The organism is Synechococcus sp. W60.3, from assembly GCF_047502615.1.
Lineage (GTDB): Bacteria > Cyanobacteriota > Cyanobacteriia > Thermostichales > Thermostichaceae > Thermostichus.
Genome location: NZ_JANSHJ010000018.1, coordinates 32,755 through 54,224, shown reverse-complemented (window position 1 = coordinate 54,224; position 21,470 = coordinate 32,755). Strand labels below are relative to the sequence as shown.

Genomic DNA, 21,470 nt, shown 5'->3' with positions numbered 1-21,470 from the left:
GCGCCTAGCCAATCTCGCCCTCGAGCTCAGCCAACTGGAGGGATCCCCGGTGAACCAGCATTGGCAGCAACTGCAGCAGGCGGTGCAGCAGCAAGAAAGTCGCTTGGCAGAGCTGCAGCAGCAACTGACCCAACTGGAGCGGCAACAGCAGGAGAACTCCGGCCAACAACACCTGAAACAGGCCCAAATCCAGCACCACCAGGAGCGCCTGCAGGAGAGCAAACAGCGCCAAGCCTATCTGCAGGAGCAAATCGTCCAAGCCCAAGCCACCCTTGGCCAAATCCAGCAACACCTTGCCGAGCAACGGCAACAGATGAGCCAGATCGAGGCCCGACTTTCCCACCTGCGCCAAGAGCGGGATCGGCAAGAATTCCAATTGCGGGCCCAACAACAGCAAATCCAACGCCTGGAGTGGGAACGCTACAACGCCCTCACCCAACAACAGGAAAAAGAGGCTCTGCTGGCCCAACTGCAAACCCAACTGCAAGCGGTGGTTCAAGAGCTGCCGGATCCGCTGCCCGACTTGCCCGCCACCCTGACCTTAGACGAGCTGCAGCGGCAAAAACGCAAAATCGAAGAGCAATTGCGATCCCTGGAGCCGGTAAACATGCTGGCCATTGCCGAATACGAACAGACCCAAGCTCGCCTGCGGGATCTCAGCGCCAAACTGGAAACCCTGCACCAAGAGCGCACCGAATTGTTGCTGCGCATCGAGAACTTTTCCACCCTGCGCCGCCAAGCGTTTTTGGATGCCTTCCATGCCATCAACGGCCATTTCCAGACCATCTTTGCCCAGCTTTCCGAGGGAGAGGGCTATTTAGAATTGGAGAACCCAGAGGATCCGTTGGCCGGGGGTTTGACCCTGGTGGCCCGCCCCAAAGGCAAGCCAGTGCGTCGTCTCAGCGCCATGTCGGGCGGAGAAAAATCCTTGACGGCCCTCAGCTTTATTTTTGCGTTGCAGCGCTATCGCCCCTCTAGCTTTTATGCCTTTGACGAGGTGGACATGTTTTTGGATGGGGCCAATGTAGAAAAATTGGCCGACATGATCTGGCAGCAATCCCGCCAGGCGCAATTCTTGGTGGTCAGCCTGCGCCGTCCCATGCTTGAAAAAGCGGAGCGCACCATTGGAGTGACCCAAGCTCGCGGCGCCTACACTCAAGTGATCGGCCTAGTCAACCCCACCGCTCACGTCGGCTAAAGCACCCAGCAGGCGGCAATCGCGGCGGGATCCCATCTCGCTTGCTATCTAGAGAAGAGCGTAGATTCCAAAAACTCCGCAGGGCAAACCATTTCAGCAGATGTTGATGAAAATGCAAGCTCTTCTATCCCAAAGCTGCCGATCGATATTGAGCTTGAGGAAAATCCCATCAGCATTGTCGATAGCACCAACGCTACTACTTTTGGGCGGCAATGTCTTTTCTCCAACAGCGCAATTCCTGGACAAGGGTGGATCCAAGGCAGAAGCTCCTACAGCTTCCCTTCAAGTTTTGTCGGCTTTGCCAGCTGCCACAGCGAGAACTTGGGTCGCGCAAACCTTGCCGAACCCCGGCAGCTCTGGTGATCGCACTGCCATAAGGCAAGCTGTGCTCACCGACCCATTGATCAACGAGTATCTCCGACAAGCAGCAGCTCGATCTCCCGGTGTGCCGGTTCATCCTCTGGAAACCGGAGCAATCGCCATTGCCGAAAACTATGCTCTGGTTGAAGTCTCTGCCGGAGTTGGCGACCTTCCGGTAATTGATGGCTGCTATTTGCTTAAAAAACACAGTGGTCAGTGGGTAGTGGTGGCTCAGGCGGGCTGGGAGCCAGGGCTAAGCATTAATCCAAGTTGGCTCTCGACAGTGCTAGATGTGCCCAAAGATGTTGTCAGTCGGCTAATTGATACACTTCGCAGTGCCGGCAAGGAGGTTGAGATCGACGACACCTTGTACACAGATGTCCCCCTGCCCTGCATTACTCAGATAGAGGATCCCAATCCGCCGACTAATGTACGGTCGACACCCGCTGTAGCCGCAGGCAATGTTATCAGTCAACTGCCCAATGGAACCGAAGTGCGGGTCATGGAAGTACTCAACGGCTGGCTCAAGATTCGGCAGCCATTGGTGGGCTGGGTATCGATGGGTCTGACACGGGTATCCTGTGGCAACTCCCTGGCAGAAGTGGAAAAGAATCTAGAAGCTCTGCATTCTCTGGAAGGGGAACTGGCCATAGAAGCCGCCGATACCTTGGTGCGATACCTCTATCGGGGTGCAGAGGGATCCTTTGCCGCAGCGGCGCTGGCCCATTTCAACGAGCTTGCCATCAACCGGTTTTATGCTCTGAAAATGGTGCTTGACAGGCACACTGAAGAGGTGCGTCGTCACGTATTGCAGCAAGCCATCGCAGCAGGGATCCATCCTCAAGCCCTGGAAAACATTGAATCAAAAGTAAACTAGATTGAGACTCTTAAACTAAGACCAGGGATCGCAATTTCTTCCTGTCGCACTTCAGCAGTGGGGTCATTCTAGCAATCCGGTTTTGCATGCTCCAGTTCCTGCCATGACGGCCTTGACGCTCAATCTTAGCCCTTTGATGACTCTGACGCGAGAGGATTTTGTCCGGCTGTGTGCGGCCAATCCTGAGCTAAAGCTGGAGCGCACCGCCCAGGGAGAGCTGGTGATTATGTCTCCAACCGGAGGTGAAATTGGCAACCTCAACTTTGAAATTGCGGGGGCAGTCTATGTCTGGAACCGCCAATCAGGTCGAGGCAAAGCCTTTGATTCTTCCACGGGGTTTTCTCTGCCTTCAGGCAGCGACCGCTCTCCTGACCTGGCCTGGATCCCGCTGGAAAAGTGGGAGGCTCTGGATCCCCAGACCCGCCGGGGATTCTTGCCCCTGTGTCCTGACTTTGTGGTGGAGATCCTCTCGCCCACCGATTCTTGGGTTCAAGCCCAGGCCAAGATGCAGGAGTACTTGGACAACGGCTGCCGCTTGGGGTGGCTTTTGGATGCCAAGGCCAAGCGGGTGATGATCTACCGAGCAGGACAGGCGCCGGAACTGTTGGAAGACCCAGAAACCTTGTCGGGAGAAGACGTGCTGCCCGGCTTCACCCTGCCTATCCGCACAATCTGGTCTGCCGAGAGCTAGGGCACACCCGCGCTGCTTCGGGATCCGAACCGGGAAACGCCCAGACAGAGGCAAGAGGGCAAGACAACCAGTAGTGTCTCATGATTTAAAAAACAAGTATTTGGCCCTGCCGACAGTGGTAGAGGAGATTGCCCAGAGTTTATCCTATTCACAGCATCTGCAAACAAGGGCAGGCCACCATGAAGGGATTTGCGCGGGCAGTTCAGGTGTGGGGCACAGTCGGGGCGCTCAGCGGAGTCCTTTCTGGCAGAGTGATGGGGCAAGCGGCCTTGCCCCCTGTGCCGGTCATGCCCTCAGTTGAGGATCCGATTGCGAATCCGATTTCTCCCTTCCAGGGTGCGTCGCCCGATCTGGGCATCCCGGCAGCTCCTCCTTTGCCAGCAATGGGCCAGGATTTGCGCTATCTGGTGGAGTTGTTCATCAACGAGTCTTGGCAGGCGGGCAAGCAAGCCGCTGCGGTTAACTACAACGACCTCTACACCCGCCTGTTGGCCCGCACCTACAGCGATCCCCGTCCGCCCATCGAAGTCGAGTACGAGCTGATTCGAGAGGTTCTGCGCGAATACGGGGATCCCGCCGATCGCTTCTGGGATCCCCAAAGCTTCAGGGACTTGCTCAACCGCCCTCGTCCACCCCTGCAGGCGCGTCAGATTGGGCCGCGCCAGGTTTACCTGGCAGTGCCGGAGCTCACCCCTGCCACTGCCCAGCAGATCCGCCAAGCCCTCTACACTCAGGATTACAGCCAAGGCATTGTCCTCGACCTGCGCGGGTCGGTGGGCTATGACCCGCAAGTGATAGCGGATGTGGCGCGCCTATTTTTGCCTCGCTCCGTGCAACCGCTGCTGGTTACCGAAGACCGCTTTGGCCAGCCTACCCCCTGGAACAGCGAAAACCTGCCACTGGCTGCTGGGATCCCCTTGGTCGTCCTTGTCGACAGCAACACCCGCCAGGGGGCCACCCTCCTGGCGGCCCAGTTGGGAGCCAGCGGCAGCACCGTTATAGTAGGGCAACCCACTCAAGGCAGCGAACGCCAGACCCGCTTCTTTGCCCTTCCTTCTGGCGCGGCGGTGGAACTGGCCGTGGCCACCTGGAAGACAGGCGATGGACGCTCCCTAGCCCAGGGTTTGGTGCCCCTGCAAAAGGTGGAGGGGGATGAGAACGCCTGGCTAAAGGCCGCCCTAGAAGCGCTGGCCCTGCCCCGCCGCCCCAGCCCTCCCCCCCGCCCCACCGTCCTGGTGCAAGAGGGCCGTGTTGGTCGCTTTGTCCTGGGCATGGATACCCGCAACGTCGATACCCACCTCTTGGGCAACGTGGATTTGATCCCGGCCGAATCGCGGGCAAATGTATTTCAGCCCAACAGCGACCTGAAGATCTTCTACTTGCAGGACTACATCCTCTTTGCCTACCGCCGTCCGGGCGTTCTCAATAGCTTTTTTGCCGACCGCATCTACACCACCCAACCCGAAGCCATGACTGGCGAAGGGATCCGTATCGGCTCCACCTACTCGGAAGTGATCGCCATTTACGGCGGGCCTGGCGAGAACGGCTACAACGAGGTGGTGCCCTACCCCAAGGGGAGCCGAGAATATCTGCGCGACGATCGCTACTATGTCAACTACGACGCCCTTGGCCTGTCCTTTGCCTTTGCGGCGGGATCCAACCAGGTCACCGCCATTGGCCTGTTCAAGCCGGGGAGCTAAAGGGAGCGGGCTGCTGCCCTAGCGAGGGGTCGAAATTAATCGATTGTTAACGTTTTTGTCCGAAGCCCTCAACACTGCCTGGAGCAATGCGGTAAATTAGTGCAGCGACCCCGCAAAGGGGATTTTTTGTGCCGTTCAGAGACTGTAGGAGAAGCCCTTGGCAAACGTTGTGGTTGTCGGTGCCCAGTGGGGCGACGAAGGAAAAGGTAAGATCACCGACCTCCTCAGTGAAAAGGCGCATGTGGTCGTCCGCTACCAAGGCGGGGTTAACGCAGGACATACCGTGGTGGTGGGGGGCCAAATCTTTAAGCTGCACCTGATCCCCTCCGGCATCCTCTACCCCGACAAGCGCTGCATCATCGCCAGCGGCACGGTGATCGACCCTGAGGTGTTGCTGGCCGAGATCGACCAACTGCACCAACTGGGGATCTCCACCCACAACCTCTACATCGCCGAGACAGCCCACGTAACCTTGCCCTACCACCGCGTCATCGACGTGGCCGAGGAAGAGCGACGCGGCATCTACCGGCTGGGCACCACCGGGCGAGGCATTGGCCCTACCTACGCCGACAAGGCCGAGCGCATGGGCATCCGCGTCGTGGACTTGATGTACCCCGACCAACTGCGGGAGCGCCTCAGTTGGGCCATTCCCTACAAGAACGTTTTGCTGGAAAAAATCTACAACCTACCCCCTCTGGATCCCGAGCCGATCATCGAGCAATACCTGGCCTACGCGGAGCGGCTGCGCCCCTACGTCACCGACGCTGCCCTACTCCTCACCCAGGCCATCGAGGAGCGGCAGAACATCCTCTTTGAGGGGGCCCAGGGCACGCTGTTGGATCTCGACTACGGCACCTACCCTTACGTCACTTCCTCCCATCCCATCGCCGGCGGCGCCTGCGTGGGGGCCGGGATCGGCCCCACCAGCATTGACCGGGTGATTGGGGTAGCCAAGGCCTACACCACCCGCGTCGGCGAAGGCCCCTTCCCCACCGAGCTCAAGGACGAGATTGGCGCTTACCTGGGGGCGGCGGGAGCCGAATTTGGCACCACCACCGGGCGGCAGCGGCGCTGCGGCTGGTTCGACGGCGTAATCGGGCGCTACGCCGTGCGGATCAACGGCCTGGATTGCTTGGCCATCACCAAGTTGGATGTGCTGGACGGCCTAGACGAGATCAAGGTGTGCGTGGCCTATGAGTACCAGGGGCGCGAGATCCGTCACTTTCCCAGCGATGCCCGCGTCTTTGCCCAGTGCAAGCCCATTTATGAAACCCTGCCCGGCTGGAAGTGCTCCACCAAAGACTGCCGCTCCCTTGAGGACTTGCCTCCCGAAGCCTACGACTACCTGAAGTTTTTGGCCCAGTTGATGCAGGTGCCGATTGCCATCGTCTCCCTGGGAGCCAGCCGCGACCAAACCATTATCGTGGAGGATCCCATCCACGGCCCCAAGCGCGCCTTGCTCTACCCCAACGGCCGCAAGCAAGTTCACGCCCTCATGCCCGACTGACGCGCCCTAGCTCAGTGGCTACTCTGCTGAGGGACACTGCTTAGCAAACCAGCCTGGGCCGCGCAGAGGGAGCCAAGGGAGAGGGATCTGCCCCCCAACCCTTACGTTGCCGCTACCGCCCCATAAGGATCCGCTAAGCTCAAAAAAGGTAGAGATTGCTGACCCTGTCTTCTGGTCTTGCCATGGCTGCTCCCACCTATTACACCATCACCTTCGGCTGTCAAATGAACCGGGCCGATAGCGAGCGCATGGCCGGGATCCTCGAGTCGCTGGGGTATGTGCCCGCCGAAGACGAGCTGCAGGCAGACTTAGTTCTCTTCAATACCTGCACCATCCGCGATAACGCTGAGCAAAAGGTGTATTCCTACCTGGGCATCCAGGCGCAGCGCAAGCGGAAAAACCCAGCCATCAAGCTCATCGTGGCCGGCTGCGTGGCCCAGCAGGAGGGGGAAAGGTTGCTGCGCCGCGTCCCCGAGTTGGATCTGGTCATGGGCCCCCAGTACGTCAACCGCCTTGGGGATCTGCTGGCCCAGGTGGAGGCGGGCAACCAGGTGGTGGCCACCGAGCCTGTCGAGATCCCGGAAGACATCACCAAGCCCCGCCGGGATAGCCGGGTGACAGCCTGGATCAACGTCATCTACGGCTGTAACGAGCGCTGCACCTACTGCATTGTGCCGTTGGTGCGGGGACGGGAGCAGTCGCGCCAGCCGCAGGCCATCCGCGCCGAGATTGAGGACGTGGCCCGGGCCGGCTACCGCGAGGTCACCTTGCTAGGGCAAAACATCGACGCCTACGGGCGGGATCTGGATCCCAAGACCAACCTGGCCAGCCTGCTGCGCTTTGTCCACTCGGTGGAAGGGATCGAGCGGATTCGCTTTGCCACCAGCCACCCGCGCTACTTTACTGAAGAGCTGATCGCCACCTGTGCCGAGCTGCCCAAGGTGTGCGAGCACTTCCACATCCCCTTCCAGGCGGGCAGCGACGCCGTCCTCAAGCGGATGCGGCGGGGCTACACCCAGGAGCGCTACCGCCAGCTCATCCAGCTCATCCGCCAGTACATGCCCGAGGCCACCATCAGCGCCGATGCCATCGTCGGCTTCCCCGGCGAAACGGAAGCCCAGTTTCAGGAAACCCTGCAACTGGTTCAGGATATCGGCTTTGATTTCCTCAATACTGCCGCCTACTCTCCCCGCCCTGGCACGCCGGCAGCCGAGTGGCCTGACCAGGTGCCGGAAGAGGAAAAAAGCGACCGCCTGCAACGGCTCAACCGCTTGGTCGCGGAGGTGGCTGCCGCCCGCAGCGCCCGGCTGCTGGGCCAGGTGCAGGAGGTGCTGGTGGAAGGCCCCAATCCCAAAAACCCCCGCCAGGCCATGGGGCGCACCCGCGGTAATCGCATCGTCTTCTTCGACGGCGATCCCGAGCAATTGCAGGGATCCCTGGTGCCAGTGCGTATCACTGCCACACGGGCCTTTTCCCTCAGCGGCGAGATCGTCAAGCCAGGGGAAGAGAAACCTCAAGCGGCGGAACTTGGAGCCTGCACGTAAGCCCACGACGAGGATTGAACTCGTGACCTCCCCCTTACCAAGGGGGTGCTCTGCCACTGAGCTACGTGGGCGGCATGGTGGGCCGAGTTGGATTCGAACCAACGTAGGCATAAGCCAGCGGATTTACAGTCCGCCCCCTTTAACCACTCGGGCATCGACCCTTGGACACTGGCTTCCTATATTAGCAGAAAGTGCTGCCCAAGATCGAATCCAGGCGAGAAGAGCTGTCTTGGGGACGGGAGCTAAACAGGGAGGGAGTTCCCGGCAAGACATCATGCCCTACCTTGCGGGGGCTGCTGGCAACAAGGGGCTTGAGGGCATTTGGCCAAACTGGAGAGAAAACTTGATAGGGTGGAGGACAGTCCCTTCACTTGTCCCTATGGTTTCAACCCTCGGCACTTCCACCTCCGTCGAACAAGTTTCTCCCAACCAGTCGCTATTGCCCCTGACCAGCCGCACCAACAGCCAGGGCCACCTGGAAATCGGCGGCTGCGACGTGGTAGAGCTGGTGCGCCAGTTTGGCTCTCCCCTCTACATCCTGGACGAGTGGACGTTGCGACACGCCTGCCGGCTCTACCGCGACACCTGGGCCCGCTGCTACCCTGGGGGATCCCAGGTCTTGTATGCTACGAAAGCCTGGAACTGCTTGGCCATCTGCGCTTTGGCCTTACAAGAAGGGCTGGGGCTGGACGTGGCCTCCGGCGGGGAGCTCTATACCGCTATTCAAGCAGGAGCCAGGGGTGAGGAGCTCTACCTGCACGGCAACGCCAAGTCGGCGGAGGAGCTGGCCATGGCCCTGGAGGTGGGCTGCACCCTGGTGGCCGATAGCCTCTACGAGCTACAGCAACTGGCCGCTCTGGCTACCCCTGCACGACCGGCCCGCTTGTTGGTGCGGGTCAACCCCGGCATTGACGTCCACACCCACGAGTACATCCGCACTGGCCAAACCGACAGCAAATTTGGCATCGGCCAGTGGCAACTGCCGGAGGTATTTGATTTTTTGGCAGCCCATCCCCAATTGCAATGCGTCGGGCTCCACGCCCACATCGGATCCCAGATCTTCGACCTACAAGGCCACCGGGATCTGGCAGGGGTACTGGCCCAGGTCTGGCGCCAAGGGCTGGAGAAGGGGCTGCCCTTGCAGGAGCTGAATGTGGGCGGCGGACTAGGGATCCGCTATGTCGAATCCGACGATCCCCCCTCCATTCCGGAGTGGGTGGAAGCCGTGGCCACTGCAGTGCAGCAGAGCTTCACCGCCGCCGGGATCCCGCTGCCCAAGGTGCTCTGCGAGCCTGGACGGTCTGTGGTTGGGCCAGCGGCTGTAACCGCCTACACTTTGGGGGGCAAGAAGTGGATCCCGCCCAGCGAAGACCTTCCCGAAGGGCGTCTCTACGTCACCATTGACGGCGGCATGTCCGATAACCCCCGCCCTATCACCTACGGAGCCCGCTACACCGCCCTTCTGGCCAACCGCCCTGAGGCCGAGGCCACCCAGCGGGTGACAGTGGCCGGCAAACACTGCGAGTCGGGGGATGTGCTCTTGAAAGATGTGCTTTTGCCCAACCCAGCGCCCGGCGAAGTCCTAGTTGTGTTGACCAGCGGGGCCTACAACTACAGCATGGCCTCCAATTACAACCGCTTCCCTCGGCCCGCGGCAGTGCTGGTCAACCAAGGGAAGGCCCAGTTGATCCTGCGGCGGGAAACTTATGCAGATCTGATCCGTCAGGACATCTTACCGGAGCGGTTGCAGCGGTGAAGGGCAGAGACGGCTGCCTGTAACCGTTGCCGTTGAGGGCGGGGCCCGGCTTTCTCTGCAGCGGCGACCCCGCTGGCTCTGGGGCAGGAAAGACTGGAAGACAGGTAGGAGGTGAGTGGTAGGCTGGTCAGGGGGCCGCAGTCCAACAGGGGTTCCGGAGCCAAAAGGTTCTGGGGCGCAGGATGGCGTAGGCAAAGGGTCCGCAACGAGGGGAGCGTGAACGGGGTTTTTCGGCATGCTGGCGGCCTTATGGGCTTGGCTACAGCAATTTAATGTTCTCAGCCTGTTGGACTGGGCTCTGGCCGTCTTGCTATTGGCTTTGGCCCTCTATTACACCCGCGAGAGCCGGGCCGGGGTGCTGGTGCGGGGGTTTATGGTGCTGCTGGTCCTGTATCTGGCCACCGCCTCGCTGCCGCTGGTGCACCTGATTTTGGATCGCTTGCTCCTGGCCGCGGCTGTGGCGATGGGGGTACTCTTTCAGCCGGAGTTTCGGCGGCTCCTGGAGCAACTGGCGAGGGCCATCTGCGTTGAGTGGCCGAACAGCACAGACGATGACGAGGATGACCCTAAGGAGGATTTGGTGGAGGAGGTGGTGCAGGCGGTGCGAGAACTCTCCCAAAATCGGACAGGGGCGCTGATTGTCATCGAGCCAGATCAGCCCATTGACTCGCGGGTGTTCACCGATAAAGGGGTTCCTCTCCAGGCGCGGGTGTCCCGGGAGCTCTTACAGACGATCTTCCAGACCTCGACGCTCCTGCACGATGGGGCTGTAATTATCCATCGGGATCGGATTCGCGCGGCAGGGGTGATCCTGCCGGTTTCGGAGCGAACTGCCTCTCGCCAACTGGGCACGAGGCACCGGGCGGCGATGGGGATCACAGAACAGGCCAATTGCTTGTGTATTGTGGTCTCAGAGGAGACGGGATCCATCTCACTGGCAGAAGGCGGACGCCTCGAGCGACCTCTGACCAGTGCCAAGCTCCACGAACTGCTGGTGCAGCGGTTGCGCCATCCGCGCGAAGCCAAAAAACGGGATGCTCCTCTGCAGGGATTGTGGGCCCACCCGTGGATTCACAATGGGCTGTTGCGCTGGTGGGGATCCCTGCCAGATCTAGCCAAACTCCTTCGCAAACCTGAGAAAACCCTTCCTAAAGACTGATCCGCATGACCCTTTCTCCTGTCCATCTTCTGCAGTTGCCTGCCGACCTAGATCCGCAGTTATTGCCCCGCCATGTGGCAGTGGTCATGGATGGTAACGGGCGGTGGGCGCAAAAACGAGGCTTGCCCCGCAGTGTCGGGCATCAGCGCGGGGTAGCGGCTTTGAAGGAGTTGCTCCGCTGCTGTCACGATTGGGGGATCCCCCTCCTCACCGCCTACGCCTTCTCCACGGAGAACTGGGGCCGCGCCCGCGAGGAGGTGGATTTCCTCATGACCTTGTTCGAGCAGGTGCTGTGGCAGGAACTGGCGGAAATGGTGCAGCAGGGGGTGCGCATCCAGTTTGCCGGCCAGTTGTCGGCCCTGCCCCGATCTTTGCAGGACACGATCCTGCATGCGGTGGAACGCACCCAGCACAACGAGGGCATTTGCCTGACGGTGGCCCTCAACTACGGCGGCAGACAGGAGATCGTGCAGGCTTGCCGCTCGATTGCCACCCTGGTGCAGCAGGGGCTTTTGCAACCGGATCAGATCGACGAGGCCCTCTTTTCCCAATTTCTCTACACCACTGGCTTGTCGGATCCCGACCTGTTGATCCGCACCAGCGGCGAGATGCGCATCAGCAACTTCCTGCTCTGGCAGATGGCCTACACCGAGCAGTACTTCACCCCCATCCTCTGGCCGGATTTCGACCGCGCCGCCTTTCACCAAGCCCTGCTCAGCTATCAGTCGCGGCAGCGGCGCTTCGGCAGATAAGACCTTGACGGATCCCCGCCTGGTCAAATCCAACTAGGGGCCGACCCAAGCGCTCCTGCCCTCACCCCCAACCCCTCTCCCTCAGGGAGAGGGGAGTTAGGGAACGACTTAGATGGACAGGCAGCACATATGTTGTAGGAATGTGTACCTGAAGCCCCCCAGCTAGCGCAGAAAGCTGGTGACCAGCCACATCACCGCAAACGTGATCCCCACCAACAGGGCGCCGGGGGCATCGCCGCCGGTGAGGGGAAGGGCAATGGCGTAGGCCAACATCAGTCCCAGGCTCAGTCCTGCCAGCGCCAAGAGAAAAGCGCGAAGGAAGCGGCGCTCTTTGCGGTACAGGAAATAGATACAGGCCATCAGCCCCAGCGCCAGTTGCAGGGAGGGATACTCATCGGGAGCCAAGACAACCCAACCCACCAGTCCTCCCAGCAACACGGCGGGCCAGAGCATATCCGGGGCAGAGGGGCTATCCAGCCAGCGGCTGATCCAGGGGGGATTTTGGGCAGCGGGACGGGGCAAACTCGGTTCTGTCTCTGGACGGGCAGCCCGCTGTTCAGCGTAGCGAATGCGGTCGGGGACGGCGATCTTGCCCTCCTTGCGCAGGCGCAGGCGCTGCATCAGGATGGCGTCGTAGGCTTGTTCCACCCGCTCCTGCTGCTGTTCATCCGCACCCAAGCTGGCCAGGAGCCGTGCCCGCGCCGATTGGATCTCCTCAAAGGAGGCTTCTTCGCTGACTCCCAACACTTGATAGGGACTCATCTCAGCCATAACGACCAGCCCTGTAACTCTCTATCACCTTAGCCCAGCCGCCAATTCAGCGGCAGGAGCCGCTGGCAGGGGTTGGGTTGCCTTCTCCTCAAGGGATCCAGCGCCCGCAGCCGAGAGGAGAAGAGCCCGCAGCGACTGCGCCACCTGTTCAACTGCGGCTTGGGTGGTGGCCTTGCCCAGGCTGAGGCGGATGGATCCCAGGGCCTCGGCCTCGGAATAGCCCATGGCCAAAAGGATGCGGCTGGGGATCCGTTGGCCGCTGCTACAGGCAGAGCCGGCGCTGATGGCGATCCCCTGGCGGCTCATCTCCCTCACCAGCACATTCCCCGGCATGGCGGCAGTGCAGTAGCTGAGGTGGTGGGGCAGGCGTTGCTCCAGATCCGAGGGGCCAGTTAGCCGCAAACCTGGCACAGAGGCCAGCAACTGGGCCAGCTGCCGTTGCAACTGCCGCAGGCGGGCCGTCTCCTGCTGCAGCTCTTGGGCTGCCAAGGCCGCTGCCACCCCTAGACCGACAATGGCAGGGATCCCCTGGGTGCCAGCTCGCAGCCGCCGTTCTTGCCCGCCCCCCCGCAGCAGCGGTTGCAGCTCCACCCCCGGGCGTACGTAGAGCGCCCCCACCCCCTGCGGCCCGTAAAGCTTATGCCCAGACAGGGAGAGCAGGTCCACCGGCAGTTGCGCCAGATCCAAGGGGATCCGCCCCACCGTCTGCACCGCGTCGGTGTGGAAGAGAACTCCCGCCTGGCGACAGAGGCGGCCCAGCTCGGCAATGGGCTGCAGGGATCCCACCTCATTCTGGCCGTGGACGATGGAGACCAGCACGGTGGTGGGCTGCAGCGCCCGGAGCAGGGTTTGGGGATCCACCTGGCCGGCGGCGTTCACCGGCAGGCGGGTTACCTTCCAGCCTTGGGCCTGCAAGCGGCGGGCGGCATTCTCCACCGAGGCGTGCTCGACGCTGGAGATGATCAGGTGCTGGGGAGTGGAGTAGCGCTGCGCCACCCCAAACAGGGCCAGGTTGTTGGACTCCGTCCCGCCGGAGGTAAACAGCAGCGTCTCCGGCTCACAGTTGAGCAGCTCGGCCACCTGCTGCCGCGCCCGTTCCATGGCCATGGCCGCCCGTTCGCCCCAAGCGTGCAAGCTGGAGGGGTTGCCCCAACTTTCCTGCATCGCCAGCCGCATGGCCTCGATCACCTCCGGCCGAGGCGGAGTGGTGGCGCTGTGGTCAAAGTAAAGCGCGGGATCGAGAGGCGACATGGGAGCTTGACAACCCAGGACTCGATGTCCCCATCTTAGTGCTGGCGCGTTGGCAATTTACACCCCTTGCCGCAGGCGTTGCAGTCGTGCCAGCTCTTTAGGCGGGAGGGGGTTTTGGGCAGCGTCTGACTACCCCACCGCATAGGCAAGTGGGGTAGGTGCATCGAGATCTCAACCGCGCCAGGGCCCTCCAGGAGAGAGGACGAAAAGACTAGGAGGGAGTAGAAGCAGGGGTCGATCCCTGGCTCGTCAGCAGCGTTGCGCGCGGATAGGAGAGCGCTGCGGAGCGGCATGGCTACCGACCTGAGCCAGCGTCGCCAGAAAAGGAGGGAGAAGAAAACTCTTGAAATTACCTGAATAAGGTGGTGCGTTGGCGGTGCATGACCACCGATTCCACCAGGCCAATGGCCAGAAAGTTGGTCAGCAGAGCCGAGCGGCCATAGCTCAAAAAAGGCAGGGGCAGGCCGGTGATGGGGGCCAGGCCGATGGTCATGCCGATATTGACAACTGCCTGAAAGAGGATCATCGCCAGCACCCCGATGGCAATTAGGGAGCCAAAATTGTCCTTGGCCCCCTGGGCAATCCAGATGAGCCGTGCACAGAGAATCCAAAACAGAATCAGCACCGTCAGGGTGCCGACAAAGCCCATCTCTTCCCCAATGGCCGAGAAAATGAAGTCGGTGTGCTGCTCGGGGATGAAGTCCAGTTGGGTTTGGGTGCCCTGCTGGATGCCACGGCCCCAGAGCCCGCCGGCCCCGATGGCGATGCGGGACTGAATCAGGTGGTAGCCAGATCCCCAGGGCTCTTGCATGGGATCGATGAAGATCTCCAGCCGCCGCCGCTGGTAGGGCTTGAGGATGTGCCAGGCCACCTGGCCCAGATGCCCGGAGAGCAGGTTGAGCACTCCAAAGGTCATCGCTCCTGTCCACCGCCAAGGCAGCCGCCAAGCCGCCAGGCTCGCCATGCCCAAGCACCAGATCAGCCAGACCCAGAGCATCCAGCTCAGCTCGGGGCGGGTGTGCAGGCCGTAGAGGATGGCCCCCACCCCCGGCGACAGCAGCAAAAGGATCCAACTGCCCTTGGCCCCGGCCCAGTAGAGCATGGCCAGCAAGATGGCCACAAACACCAGGGCCGTGCCCAAGTTGGGCTGTAGGAAGATCAAAACCCAAGGAGGGGCGATGACAGCAACGGCCACCCAAATTTGGCTGAAGTATTTGATCGGCCAGTGGTGCAAAATGGCCGCCAGGGTAATAATGACCCCCAACTTGGCAAACTCGGAAGGCTGCACCTGGACGCCGGCAATGGAGATCCACCGCTCCGCCCCCCCTCCTGCCGTGCCGAAAAAGAGCACTGCAACCAAGCCCGCCAAGGTCAGGCCATAGGTAAACCAGTGCCAGCGCAGCAGCCGCTCATAGGGGATCCGCGCCACCATCGCCAAAAACACCAGGCTGATCCCGGCCATGATCAACTGCTGCAGCCAGTAGTGGCTGATGGGGCGCTCCCAGACAGCGCTGCGGATGGCAACAATGCCGATGCCCGTCAAGGCCAGCACCGTGGCCAGCAAGATGCCGTCGAACTCCCGCCAAAGCGACAAGATCTGCTGCAGGAGCCGTTTCCACCTTGACTGGGGGGGCACTTTTGGATCGGCGCTGTGCAGGAAGAGGGCCATATCTGATGGAGCGACGCCGGCACCAGTTTATCTCTATTCCCAGCTCTGCAGTTGCTCTATCCAGGCAGAGGGCCGGGATCCCACCTGTTCTCGGCGCCGCTCAAAATTGGCTGCCGTCCAAATCAGAAGCAGGCCCAGCAGGATGCCCATGCCCCACAGCAGCAGCGGGTAAGTCGTTATCAACAGCCATCCCTGCCGCAAGACGCCCAGGCCAAAGCCTAGGGTGCCCGCCCACAGGTAGGCCCGCACCCGCAGCGCCAGACCCAGTACTCCCAAAGCCAAGCCCAGCCCCACCAGCCAAAACCCTGCCCACAGTTGCCCGTGGGTTCAAAACCAAGGGCACCGCCAGCCACAGCCAGCCAATGGACTCCGCGCCCTGCGCCAAAAACACGAGGTAGCTGGATCCCAGCAGCACCAGCCCCATGCCAAAGGACTCCGTCCCGCTACCGCGAACGGCACTCTGCTGCCACAGCCGCAATCTCTGTCCTGCCGGTGCCGACAACCGCCCGCCCAGCGCCACCCGTCCCGCCCATTGCAGCAAGCCCAGCAGCAGCAGGATACCCCCCCAAGCAGACAGGCTTGAGTCAGGCCCAAGCCAGAGGATCCCGGCCAGAAGCGCCCCCAGCCAGTAGGCATGGGTCAGGAACACCCACCCATTGCCAACCCCGGACTTCTGCTGTAGCCACCAGGCCAGGATGCCAGTACTCAACAGCAAATGCCAAAAGCGAATTGCCGGATGGGGAAAGCTCAAAAGCAAGAGGGATCCGCCCAACCCCAACTGCGACACCTGCACCTGCCCCGAGAGCAACCCCCGCCAGATCAACAGGGATCCAGCCGCCCCGATTGGCCACAGCCTCGCTCCCCGCCATTGCAGCAAGCGGCGGCTCCAGGTGTAGGCCACCGCGCCGACAACCCCCAGATAGAGGATCCCGAGAACAACAGTAGGACGAAACTCCGACGGCCCCAGGCTCCAGAAGAGGTGCAGGCTGGAGAGAGCCAAAAAATGGGCCAATGTCTCGTAGAAAGCGGAACCCACCCCCAGCAAGCGAGCCCGTCGCCAAACCGCCAAGGGGATCCCTATGAGTAACCCCAAGGCAACAACCCGGATCCCCCACGGGATCCCCAGCCCGTCCAGCGCCCACATGTTGATCGGCAGCAGCAGCAGGGCAATAGCCTCCAGGGTTTGGCCTGTCAGACGCAGCCCTTCCTGCCGCCCCGCCCCCACCCCAAACGCCGCCGTATAGGCCAAGAGCACCCCGTACTGAGCTGTCGGGGAAAACTCTTCCCAGAGGCTGGCCGCCAGCACCCCCGAAGACACCACCACCAAAAACAGGCCCAAAAGCAGCAGCCAAGCCACGCTCAGCTCAGACAGCAAGTTGCGCAACAATACAGCCATCTCCGGGGGAGAGGAGGGATCGCCGGTCAAGGACTCCGTCCCGCCAGCGCGAACAGGTTGGGGCTCTTCTCCCGGCGCGACAACCCCAGAGCCGGCCAAGCGAGCGTTTCTTTCCCGCACCATCTGCGGGATCCAAATCAAGTCAAGAGCTGACCGATCCCCAACAGCCCAAAAGTCAGCAGCCAGAGCAGCCCTGTGCGCCAGCGGCGCAGGTAAAAACGGTGCAGGCCGCAAAGGCCGAACAAACCCAAGATCCAGAGCACGTAGGCCGAGCCCAGGCTGGCCGGGATCCCGTTGCCGGGAGAGACTGCTGCTGCCTTCCGCTCTTCCTCCTCCGCTTGGCGCTCCAGCCGATACTGCTCCACCAGATGGCGAAATTGCTCTGGCGTCAGCAAACCCAGCTCCAGCCAGGCTTGCAACCCCCGCAAGACCTGCTGCCGGGATCCCGAAACGGTATCTTGGGAGCCCATCGCTGCATTCCCTGGGGATTAGTATGAAGAAATAAAACTCTGAAAACCCAGTTGCTGAGGTGGGAAAAGCTAATGCTACGATAACGGAGCGTGCCTTTGGGCGCTAGCTACGGACGAGTTCAATACCGATCTGTGGTTCGCTCTGCCCCTTTTCTTCGCCCCTCCCCCCTGCCGCCTGTTTCTGAGAGCAACCGGCTTAAGATATTTTCCGGCAGTGCCAATCCCGCCCTGGCCCAGGAGGTAGCTCGATATTTGGGCTTGGATCTGGGCCCGATACTGCGCAAGCGCTTTGCCGATGGGGAACTGTACATCCAAATCCAGGAGTCGATCCGGGGTGCCGATGTCTACTTGGTGCAGCCCACCTGCCGCCCGGTCAACGATCACCTGATGGAGCTGTTGGTGATCATCGACGCCTGCCGCCGCGCCTCGGCCCGCCAGATCACCGCCGTCTTGCCCTACTACGGCTACGCCCGCGCCGACCGCAAAACCGCCGGACGGGAAGCCATCACCGCCAAGCTGGTGGCCAACATGATCACCCAGGCGGGAGCCCACCGGGTGCTGGCCATGGATCTCCACTCGGCCCAGATCCAGGGCTACTTCGACATCCCCCTCGACCACGTCTATGCCCAGCCGGTTCTGCAGGCCTACCTCAAAGAAAAAGGCCTGCTCGACGAGGATATTGTGGTCGTCTCTCCCGATGTAGGGGGAGTAGCGCGGGCTCGCGCCTTTGCCAAAAAACTCAAGGAAGCCCCGCTGGCGATTATCGACAAGCGCCGCCAGGCCCACAACGACGTGGAAGTCATGAACCTCATTGGCGATGTGCGCGGTAAAATCGCCATCCTTGTGGATGACATGATCGATACGGCGGGCACCATTTCCGAAGGGGCAAAGTTGCTGCGCAAGTCGGGAGCCAAGGCGGTTTACGCTTGCGCCATTCACCCGGTCTTTTCCGATCCCGCCATCGAACGCCTGCAGGGCGGGCTGTTTGAAGAGGTGATCGTCACCAACACCATCCCCATCCCTCCAGAGCGGCATTTTCCAGGCTTAACCGTCCTCTCGGTGGCGAGCGTGCTGGGAGAAGCGATCTGGCGCATTCACGAAGACAGCTCCGTCAGCAGCATGTTTCACTAAAGTTTCTCCAGAGCATCGCTAAAGTATAGATAGGGGGTGCAGAACGGGCGTACCTGGAGGGGATCCCTTGCTTTTTGCCCTGTGAAGACCAACTCAACAGGTACCCCCCATCTATCCTGATGGACTGGGTAGAGCTAGCTTCCCAGCCGAGTTTTTCCCATGTCGCCTCCCATTTCTAGGTCACCAAGATCCGTTGTGAACGGTTGTGTTGCCGGGCAGGCCGCCGCCAGGGAAGAGCTGTCCCTTCCAACTGAACTGAAGACAGAGTCCGCTGCGGCGCTGTACCCGCTGTTGCAATTGCTGGGGCAACTGCTGAACGTACCCTGGGTCTATCTAGAACTGGTCCAGCCGGGATCCCATTCCGACTCGCCTGCAAAAGGGATCCTCTACCCCAACCCCCAGCAGATCCCCGGCAACGAGCCGCCCAACCCCATCGGCGGATCTTGGCCCTTTCAGGAAGCCTTTCCCCTGCTGGATGAGGGAGGGAGGCGGCTGGCAACACTTTACCTGCTGGGGGAGCGCCCCCGCCAACTGAGCCTCCCCGAACGGGGACAGATCGACCTCATCGCCCTTAGCCTGCGACACATCCTGCTCCAGGCCCAGGAGCAGCGACAAGCCCTCGAGCAGCTCCAGACGCAACTGCAGCACAGCCGCAGCACCGCCGCCCGCTACCAGCCGATCTTCGAGAACGCCGTCGAAGGGATTTTTCAAACCACTCCAGAAGGGAAATATCTGGTGGCCAACCCGGCTCTGGCCCATATTTTCGGCTACGAATCCCCGGAAGATTTGATGCGCCACGTCTCCGATATCGGCACTCAGATCTACGGCGATCCAGAGCAGCGATCTGAGTTCGTACAGCGCATGCTGAAGGAAGGCCAGGTCGTGCACGCGGAGCAGCAGGTCTGCCGCAAGGACGGCAAAAAAATCTGGATTTCTTTAAACGCCCGCGCCCTGTACAACGAGCAGGGGGAGCCCCTCTATTTTGAAGGGTTTGTTACCGATATTACAGCCTCCCGCCAGCTTAAAGAACGGCAACAGCAACTGGAAGAAGCCCGCAGAGAGAGCGAACATCGTTTTTTGCAACTGGCTGAGAACAGCCAGCAACTGTTTTGGATTTCAACGCTCTGCGGCAAAGAGCTGATTTACGTCAGCCCCGCCTGTGAAGCCATTTGGGGCCTTTCCCCTGCAGAGGCCTACGCCAATCCCCAGGCCTGGATGCGCCGCATTCACCCTGACGATCGCTGGCTGTTCCCCGCCATTTTTCAAGCCCAACTTCAGGGCCAACCCACCGATGTGGTTTTTCGCCTCTGCCGCCCCGATGGCCGCCTCCTCTGGCTGCGAGAACGCACCTTTCCCATCCTCGACAAAGAGGGCAAGGTCTACCGGGTGGCAGGGATCGCCGAAGACATCACCGAGTCCAAGCAACTGGAAGCCGAACGTCGTCGTATAGAGCAAGCCTGGCAACAGAGCGCCAATCATTTCCGGCAGATCTTTGAGCTGGCTCCCAACGGCATTGCTCTGGTGGATCTGCAGGGGCGATTTATCCAGGTCAACGAGGCCTTTGCCCAGATCGTCGGCTACACCCCCGAAGAGTTGCAGCGTCGGCAACAACTGGACATCCTCCACCCCGACGATGTCAACCAACTGCTGGCGGCTAACGAGGCTCTCTTGACACGCAAAGTCTCCATCAGCCAGCGGCAGATTCGCTACATCCACCGTTCCGGCCAAGTTGTCCATGTGCTGTTCCAGGCCGCCCTGCTTACCGATGGAGCCGGCCAGCCCACCCAGTTTCTCAACCAGGTGATCGACATCAGCGCCCGCGTCGAGGCAGAAGTGGCCCTCAAAGAAAGCGAAGAACGCTTCCGCCAATCCTTTGAGTGGTCCCCCATCGCCAAGGCCATGACCCACCTGGATGGCACCTATTTTCAAATCAACGCCGCCTTTACCGAAACCCTGGGCTACACCCTAGAAGATCTCGAGGGGAAAACCGTCCTCGACATCACCCATCCCGACGACATCGCCGTCACCTTGGAGAGCACCAACCGCCTGCTGGCCGGCGAGGTGCACCACTGCGAACAGGAGCAACGCTACATTCACAAGAACGGGCAAATTGTCTATGCCCTTCTCCGCATCACCCTGGTGCGCACCGCCCAAGGGGATCCCAGCTACTTTCTCAGCCAAATTTTGGACATTACCGAGCGCAAGCAAGCCGAGGCAGCCCTTCGCCAAAGCGAGCTGAGTTTGCGGGGCATCTTTGAGCAGTCGGCCCTGGGCATTTCCATCGTCGATAGGCAGGGCCGTTACCTCAAGGTGAACCCCGCCCTGGAAGAGATCCTTGGCTACAGCGGCGCCGAATTGGTCAACAAGAGCTTCTGCGACCTCACCCACCCGGACGACCTCGAGGAAGATTGGCGACTCTTCCAGGAAGTTTTGAACGGCCAACGGGATCGCTACCACCTGGAAAAACGCTATATCCACCGCAGCGGCAAGGTGGTTTGGTGTCGCCTGGCAGTCTCAGCAGTGCGGGATCCCGAAGGCAAAAACCTCTTCATCATCGGCATCTCTGAAGACATTACCGAAGAAAAACGGGCGGAGCTGCAGATTCAGGCGGCCCTGCAGGAAAAAGAGATTCTGCTGCGGGAGATCCACCACCGCGTCAAAAATAACCTGCAGATCATCTCCAGCCTGCTGCGGCTCCAGGCGGATCAAATCAAAAGCCACAAGTATGCCCGCGTTTTTAAGGACGCCGGCAGCCGCATTCAGGCGATGTCTTTGATCCACGAGGGCCTGTACCAGTCCAACAACCTGGCTGCTGTGGATTTGAGGCAGTACCTCCACAATTTAATTTCTAATCTTTTCCACTCCTACGGCGTGAACCCCGAGATCATTCGCGCCAGCATCCGCGCCGAAGGGATCCGCCTCAACCTCGATGAGGCAGTTTTGTGTGGCCTGATCATCAACGAGCTGGTCACCAACAGCCTCAAATACGCCTTTCCCAAAGGCCGCAGCGGCCAGATCGACGTCCACTTTAAGCAAACCCGTACTTATACTCAGTTGCGCGTCTCTGACAACGGCATTGGCCTGCCCAGCAACTTCGATTTCAAGGAAACTCAATCTTTGGGTTTACAACTGGTTGCAACTCTCACCGATCAGCTCCAGGGCAAGATAGAATTGAGAAACAAGTCGGGTACCACTTTCATCATTACCTTTCCGAGGAGCCAGCCTTGAAGAAAGTTCC

The 21,470-nt window shown here is 60.7% G+C and carries 15 protein-coding genes, 2 tRNA genes and 1 pseudogene; 11 read left to right on the top strand and 7 right to left on the bottom strand.

Translation table 11 applies throughout. The features are described 5' to 3' along the window. From NW846_RS07955 to miaB, 6 genes and pseudogenes are all read left to right on the top strand, one after another. Positions 1 to 1,198 (top strand): annotated as a pseudogene (locus NW846_RS07955) (chromosome segregation protein SMC); the annotation flags it as partial. A gap of 106 nt (positions 1,199 to 1,304) precedes the next feature. Then, entirely contained in the window at positions 1,305 to 2,435 is a 1,131-nt protein-coding gene (locus tag NW846_RS07950; protein ID WP_414515708.1) for an SH3 domain-containing protein, read from the top strand. Between the two features lie 103 nt (positions 2,436 to 2,538). Beyond that, on the top strand, positions 2,539 to 3,126 hold the full coding sequence (locus NW846_RS07945) for a Uma2 family endonuclease (protein WP_414346050.1): 588 nt from the start codon (positions 2,539 to 2,541) through the stop codon (positions 3,124 to 3,126). Between the two features lie 179 nt (positions 3,127 to 3,305). Continuing rightward, positions 3,306 to 4,826, top strand: coding sequence for a S41 family peptidase (locus NW846_RS07940; protein WP_414346051.1), 1,521 nt, complete (start codon positions 3,306 to 3,308; stop codon positions 4,824 to 4,826). A gap of 157 nt (positions 4,827 to 4,983) precedes the next feature. Beyond that, positions 4,984 to 6,333: an adenylosuccinate synthase gene (locus NW846_RS07935; protein WP_011431667.1), complete on the top strand. Its 1,350-nt coding sequence runs from the start codon at positions 4,984 to 4,986 to the stop codon at positions 6,331 to 6,333. A gap of 182 nt (positions 6,334 to 6,515) precedes the next feature. Beyond that, positions 6,516 to 7,877, top strand: a complete 1,362-nt coding sequence (gene miaB / locus NW846_RS07930) for a tRNA (N6-isopentenyl adenosine(37)-C2)-methylthiotransferase MiaB (RefSeq protein WP_011431666.1) — start codon at positions 6,516 to 6,518, stop codon at positions 7,875 to 7,877. On the opposite strand, the gene NW846_RS07925 is transcribed toward miaB, so the two are convergent. Together NW846_RS07925 and NW846_RS07920 are read right to left on the bottom strand one after the other, a co-directional pair. Then, positions 7,877 to 7,948, bottom strand: a tRNA-Thr gene (locus NW846_RS07925). The two genes, miaB and NW846_RS07925, sit on opposite strands and share 1 nt — an antisense overlap. Positions 7,949 to 7,952: 4 nt before the next feature. Beyond that, positions 7,953 to 8,038 (bottom strand) — tRNA-Tyr (locus tag NW846_RS07920). A 218-nt stretch (positions 8,039 to 8,256) separates the two neighbouring features. Between NW846_RS07920 and lysA the strand changes: the two genes are divergently transcribed. The 3 genes from lysA (at position 8,257) to NW846_RS07905 (ending at position 11,544) form a co-directional block, all read left to right on the top strand. Next, a complete protein-coding gene (gene lysA / locus NW846_RS07915; RefSeq protein ID WP_011431665.1) occupies positions 8,257 to 9,633 on the top strand; it encodes a diaminopimelate decarboxylase in 1,377 nt (458 codons plus the stop codon). 235 nt (positions 9,634 to 9,868) lie between these two features. After that, positions 9,869 to 10,792, top strand: a complete 924-nt coding sequence (cdaA, locus tag NW846_RS07910) for a diadenylate cyclase CdaA (RefSeq protein WP_011431664.1) — start codon at positions 9,869 to 9,871, stop codon at positions 10,790 to 10,792. Positions 10,793 to 10,797: 5 nt separating this feature from the next. Continuing rightward, entirely contained in the window at positions 10,798 to 11,544 is a 747-nt protein-coding gene (locus NW846_RS07905) for an isoprenyl transferase (protein WP_011431663.1), read from the top strand. A gap of 162 nt (positions 11,545 to 11,706) precedes the next feature. Here NW846_RS07905 and NW846_RS07900 read toward each other — a convergent pair whose 3' ends face one another. The 5 genes from NW846_RS07900 to NW846_RS07880 all read right to left on the bottom strand — a co-directional run bounded on the left by NW846_RS07900 (position 11,707) and on the right by NW846_RS07880 (position 17,101). Next, a complete protein-coding gene (locus tag NW846_RS07900) occupies positions 11,707 to 12,306 on the bottom strand; it encodes a CPP1-like family protein (protein WP_099813293.1) in 600 nt (199 codons plus the stop codon). 33 nt (positions 12,307 to 12,339) lie between these two features. Next, positions 12,340 to 13,566, bottom strand: coding sequence for a cysteine desulfurase family protein (locus NW846_RS07895; protein ID WP_011431661.1), 1,227 nt, complete (start codon positions 13,564 to 13,566; stop codon positions 12,340 to 12,342). A 349-nt stretch (positions 13,567 to 13,915) separates the two neighbouring features. Further along, positions 13,916 to 15,235 (bottom strand): rod shape-determining protein RodA, encoded by a 1,320-nt coding sequence (rodA, locus tag NW846_RS07890; protein WP_414346054.1) that lies wholly within the window; start codon positions 15,233 to 15,235, stop codon positions 13,916 to 13,918. A gap of 100 nt (positions 15,236 to 15,335) precedes the next feature. Beyond that, positions 15,336 to 16,754, bottom strand: a complete 1,419-nt coding sequence (locus NW846_RS07885; RefSeq protein ID WP_414346056.1) for a hypothetical protein — start codon at positions 16,752 to 16,754, stop codon at positions 15,336 to 15,338. Positions 16,755 to 16,768: 14 nt separating this feature from the next. Continuing rightward, positions 16,769 to 17,101 (bottom strand): NINE protein, encoded by a 333-nt coding sequence (locus NW846_RS07880; RefSeq protein WP_240531036.1) that lies wholly within the window; start codon positions 17,099 to 17,101, stop codon positions 16,769 to 16,771. A 132-nt stretch (positions 17,102 to 17,233) separates the two neighbouring features. Between NW846_RS07880 and NW846_RS07875 the strand changes: the two genes are divergently transcribed. After that, positions 17,234 to 18,232 (top strand): ribose-phosphate pyrophosphokinase, encoded by a 999-nt coding sequence (locus NW846_RS07875; protein ID WP_099884625.1) that lies wholly within the window; start codon positions 17,234 to 17,236, stop codon positions 18,230 to 18,232. A 195-nt stretch (positions 18,233 to 18,427) separates the two neighbouring features. After that, on the top strand, positions 18,428 to 21,460 hold the full coding sequence (locus tag NW846_RS07870; protein WP_240527771.1) for a PAS domain S-box protein: 3,033 nt from the start codon (positions 18,428 to 18,430) through the stop codon (positions 21,458 to 21,460). Positions 21,461 to 21,470: the final 10 nt, after the last annotated feature.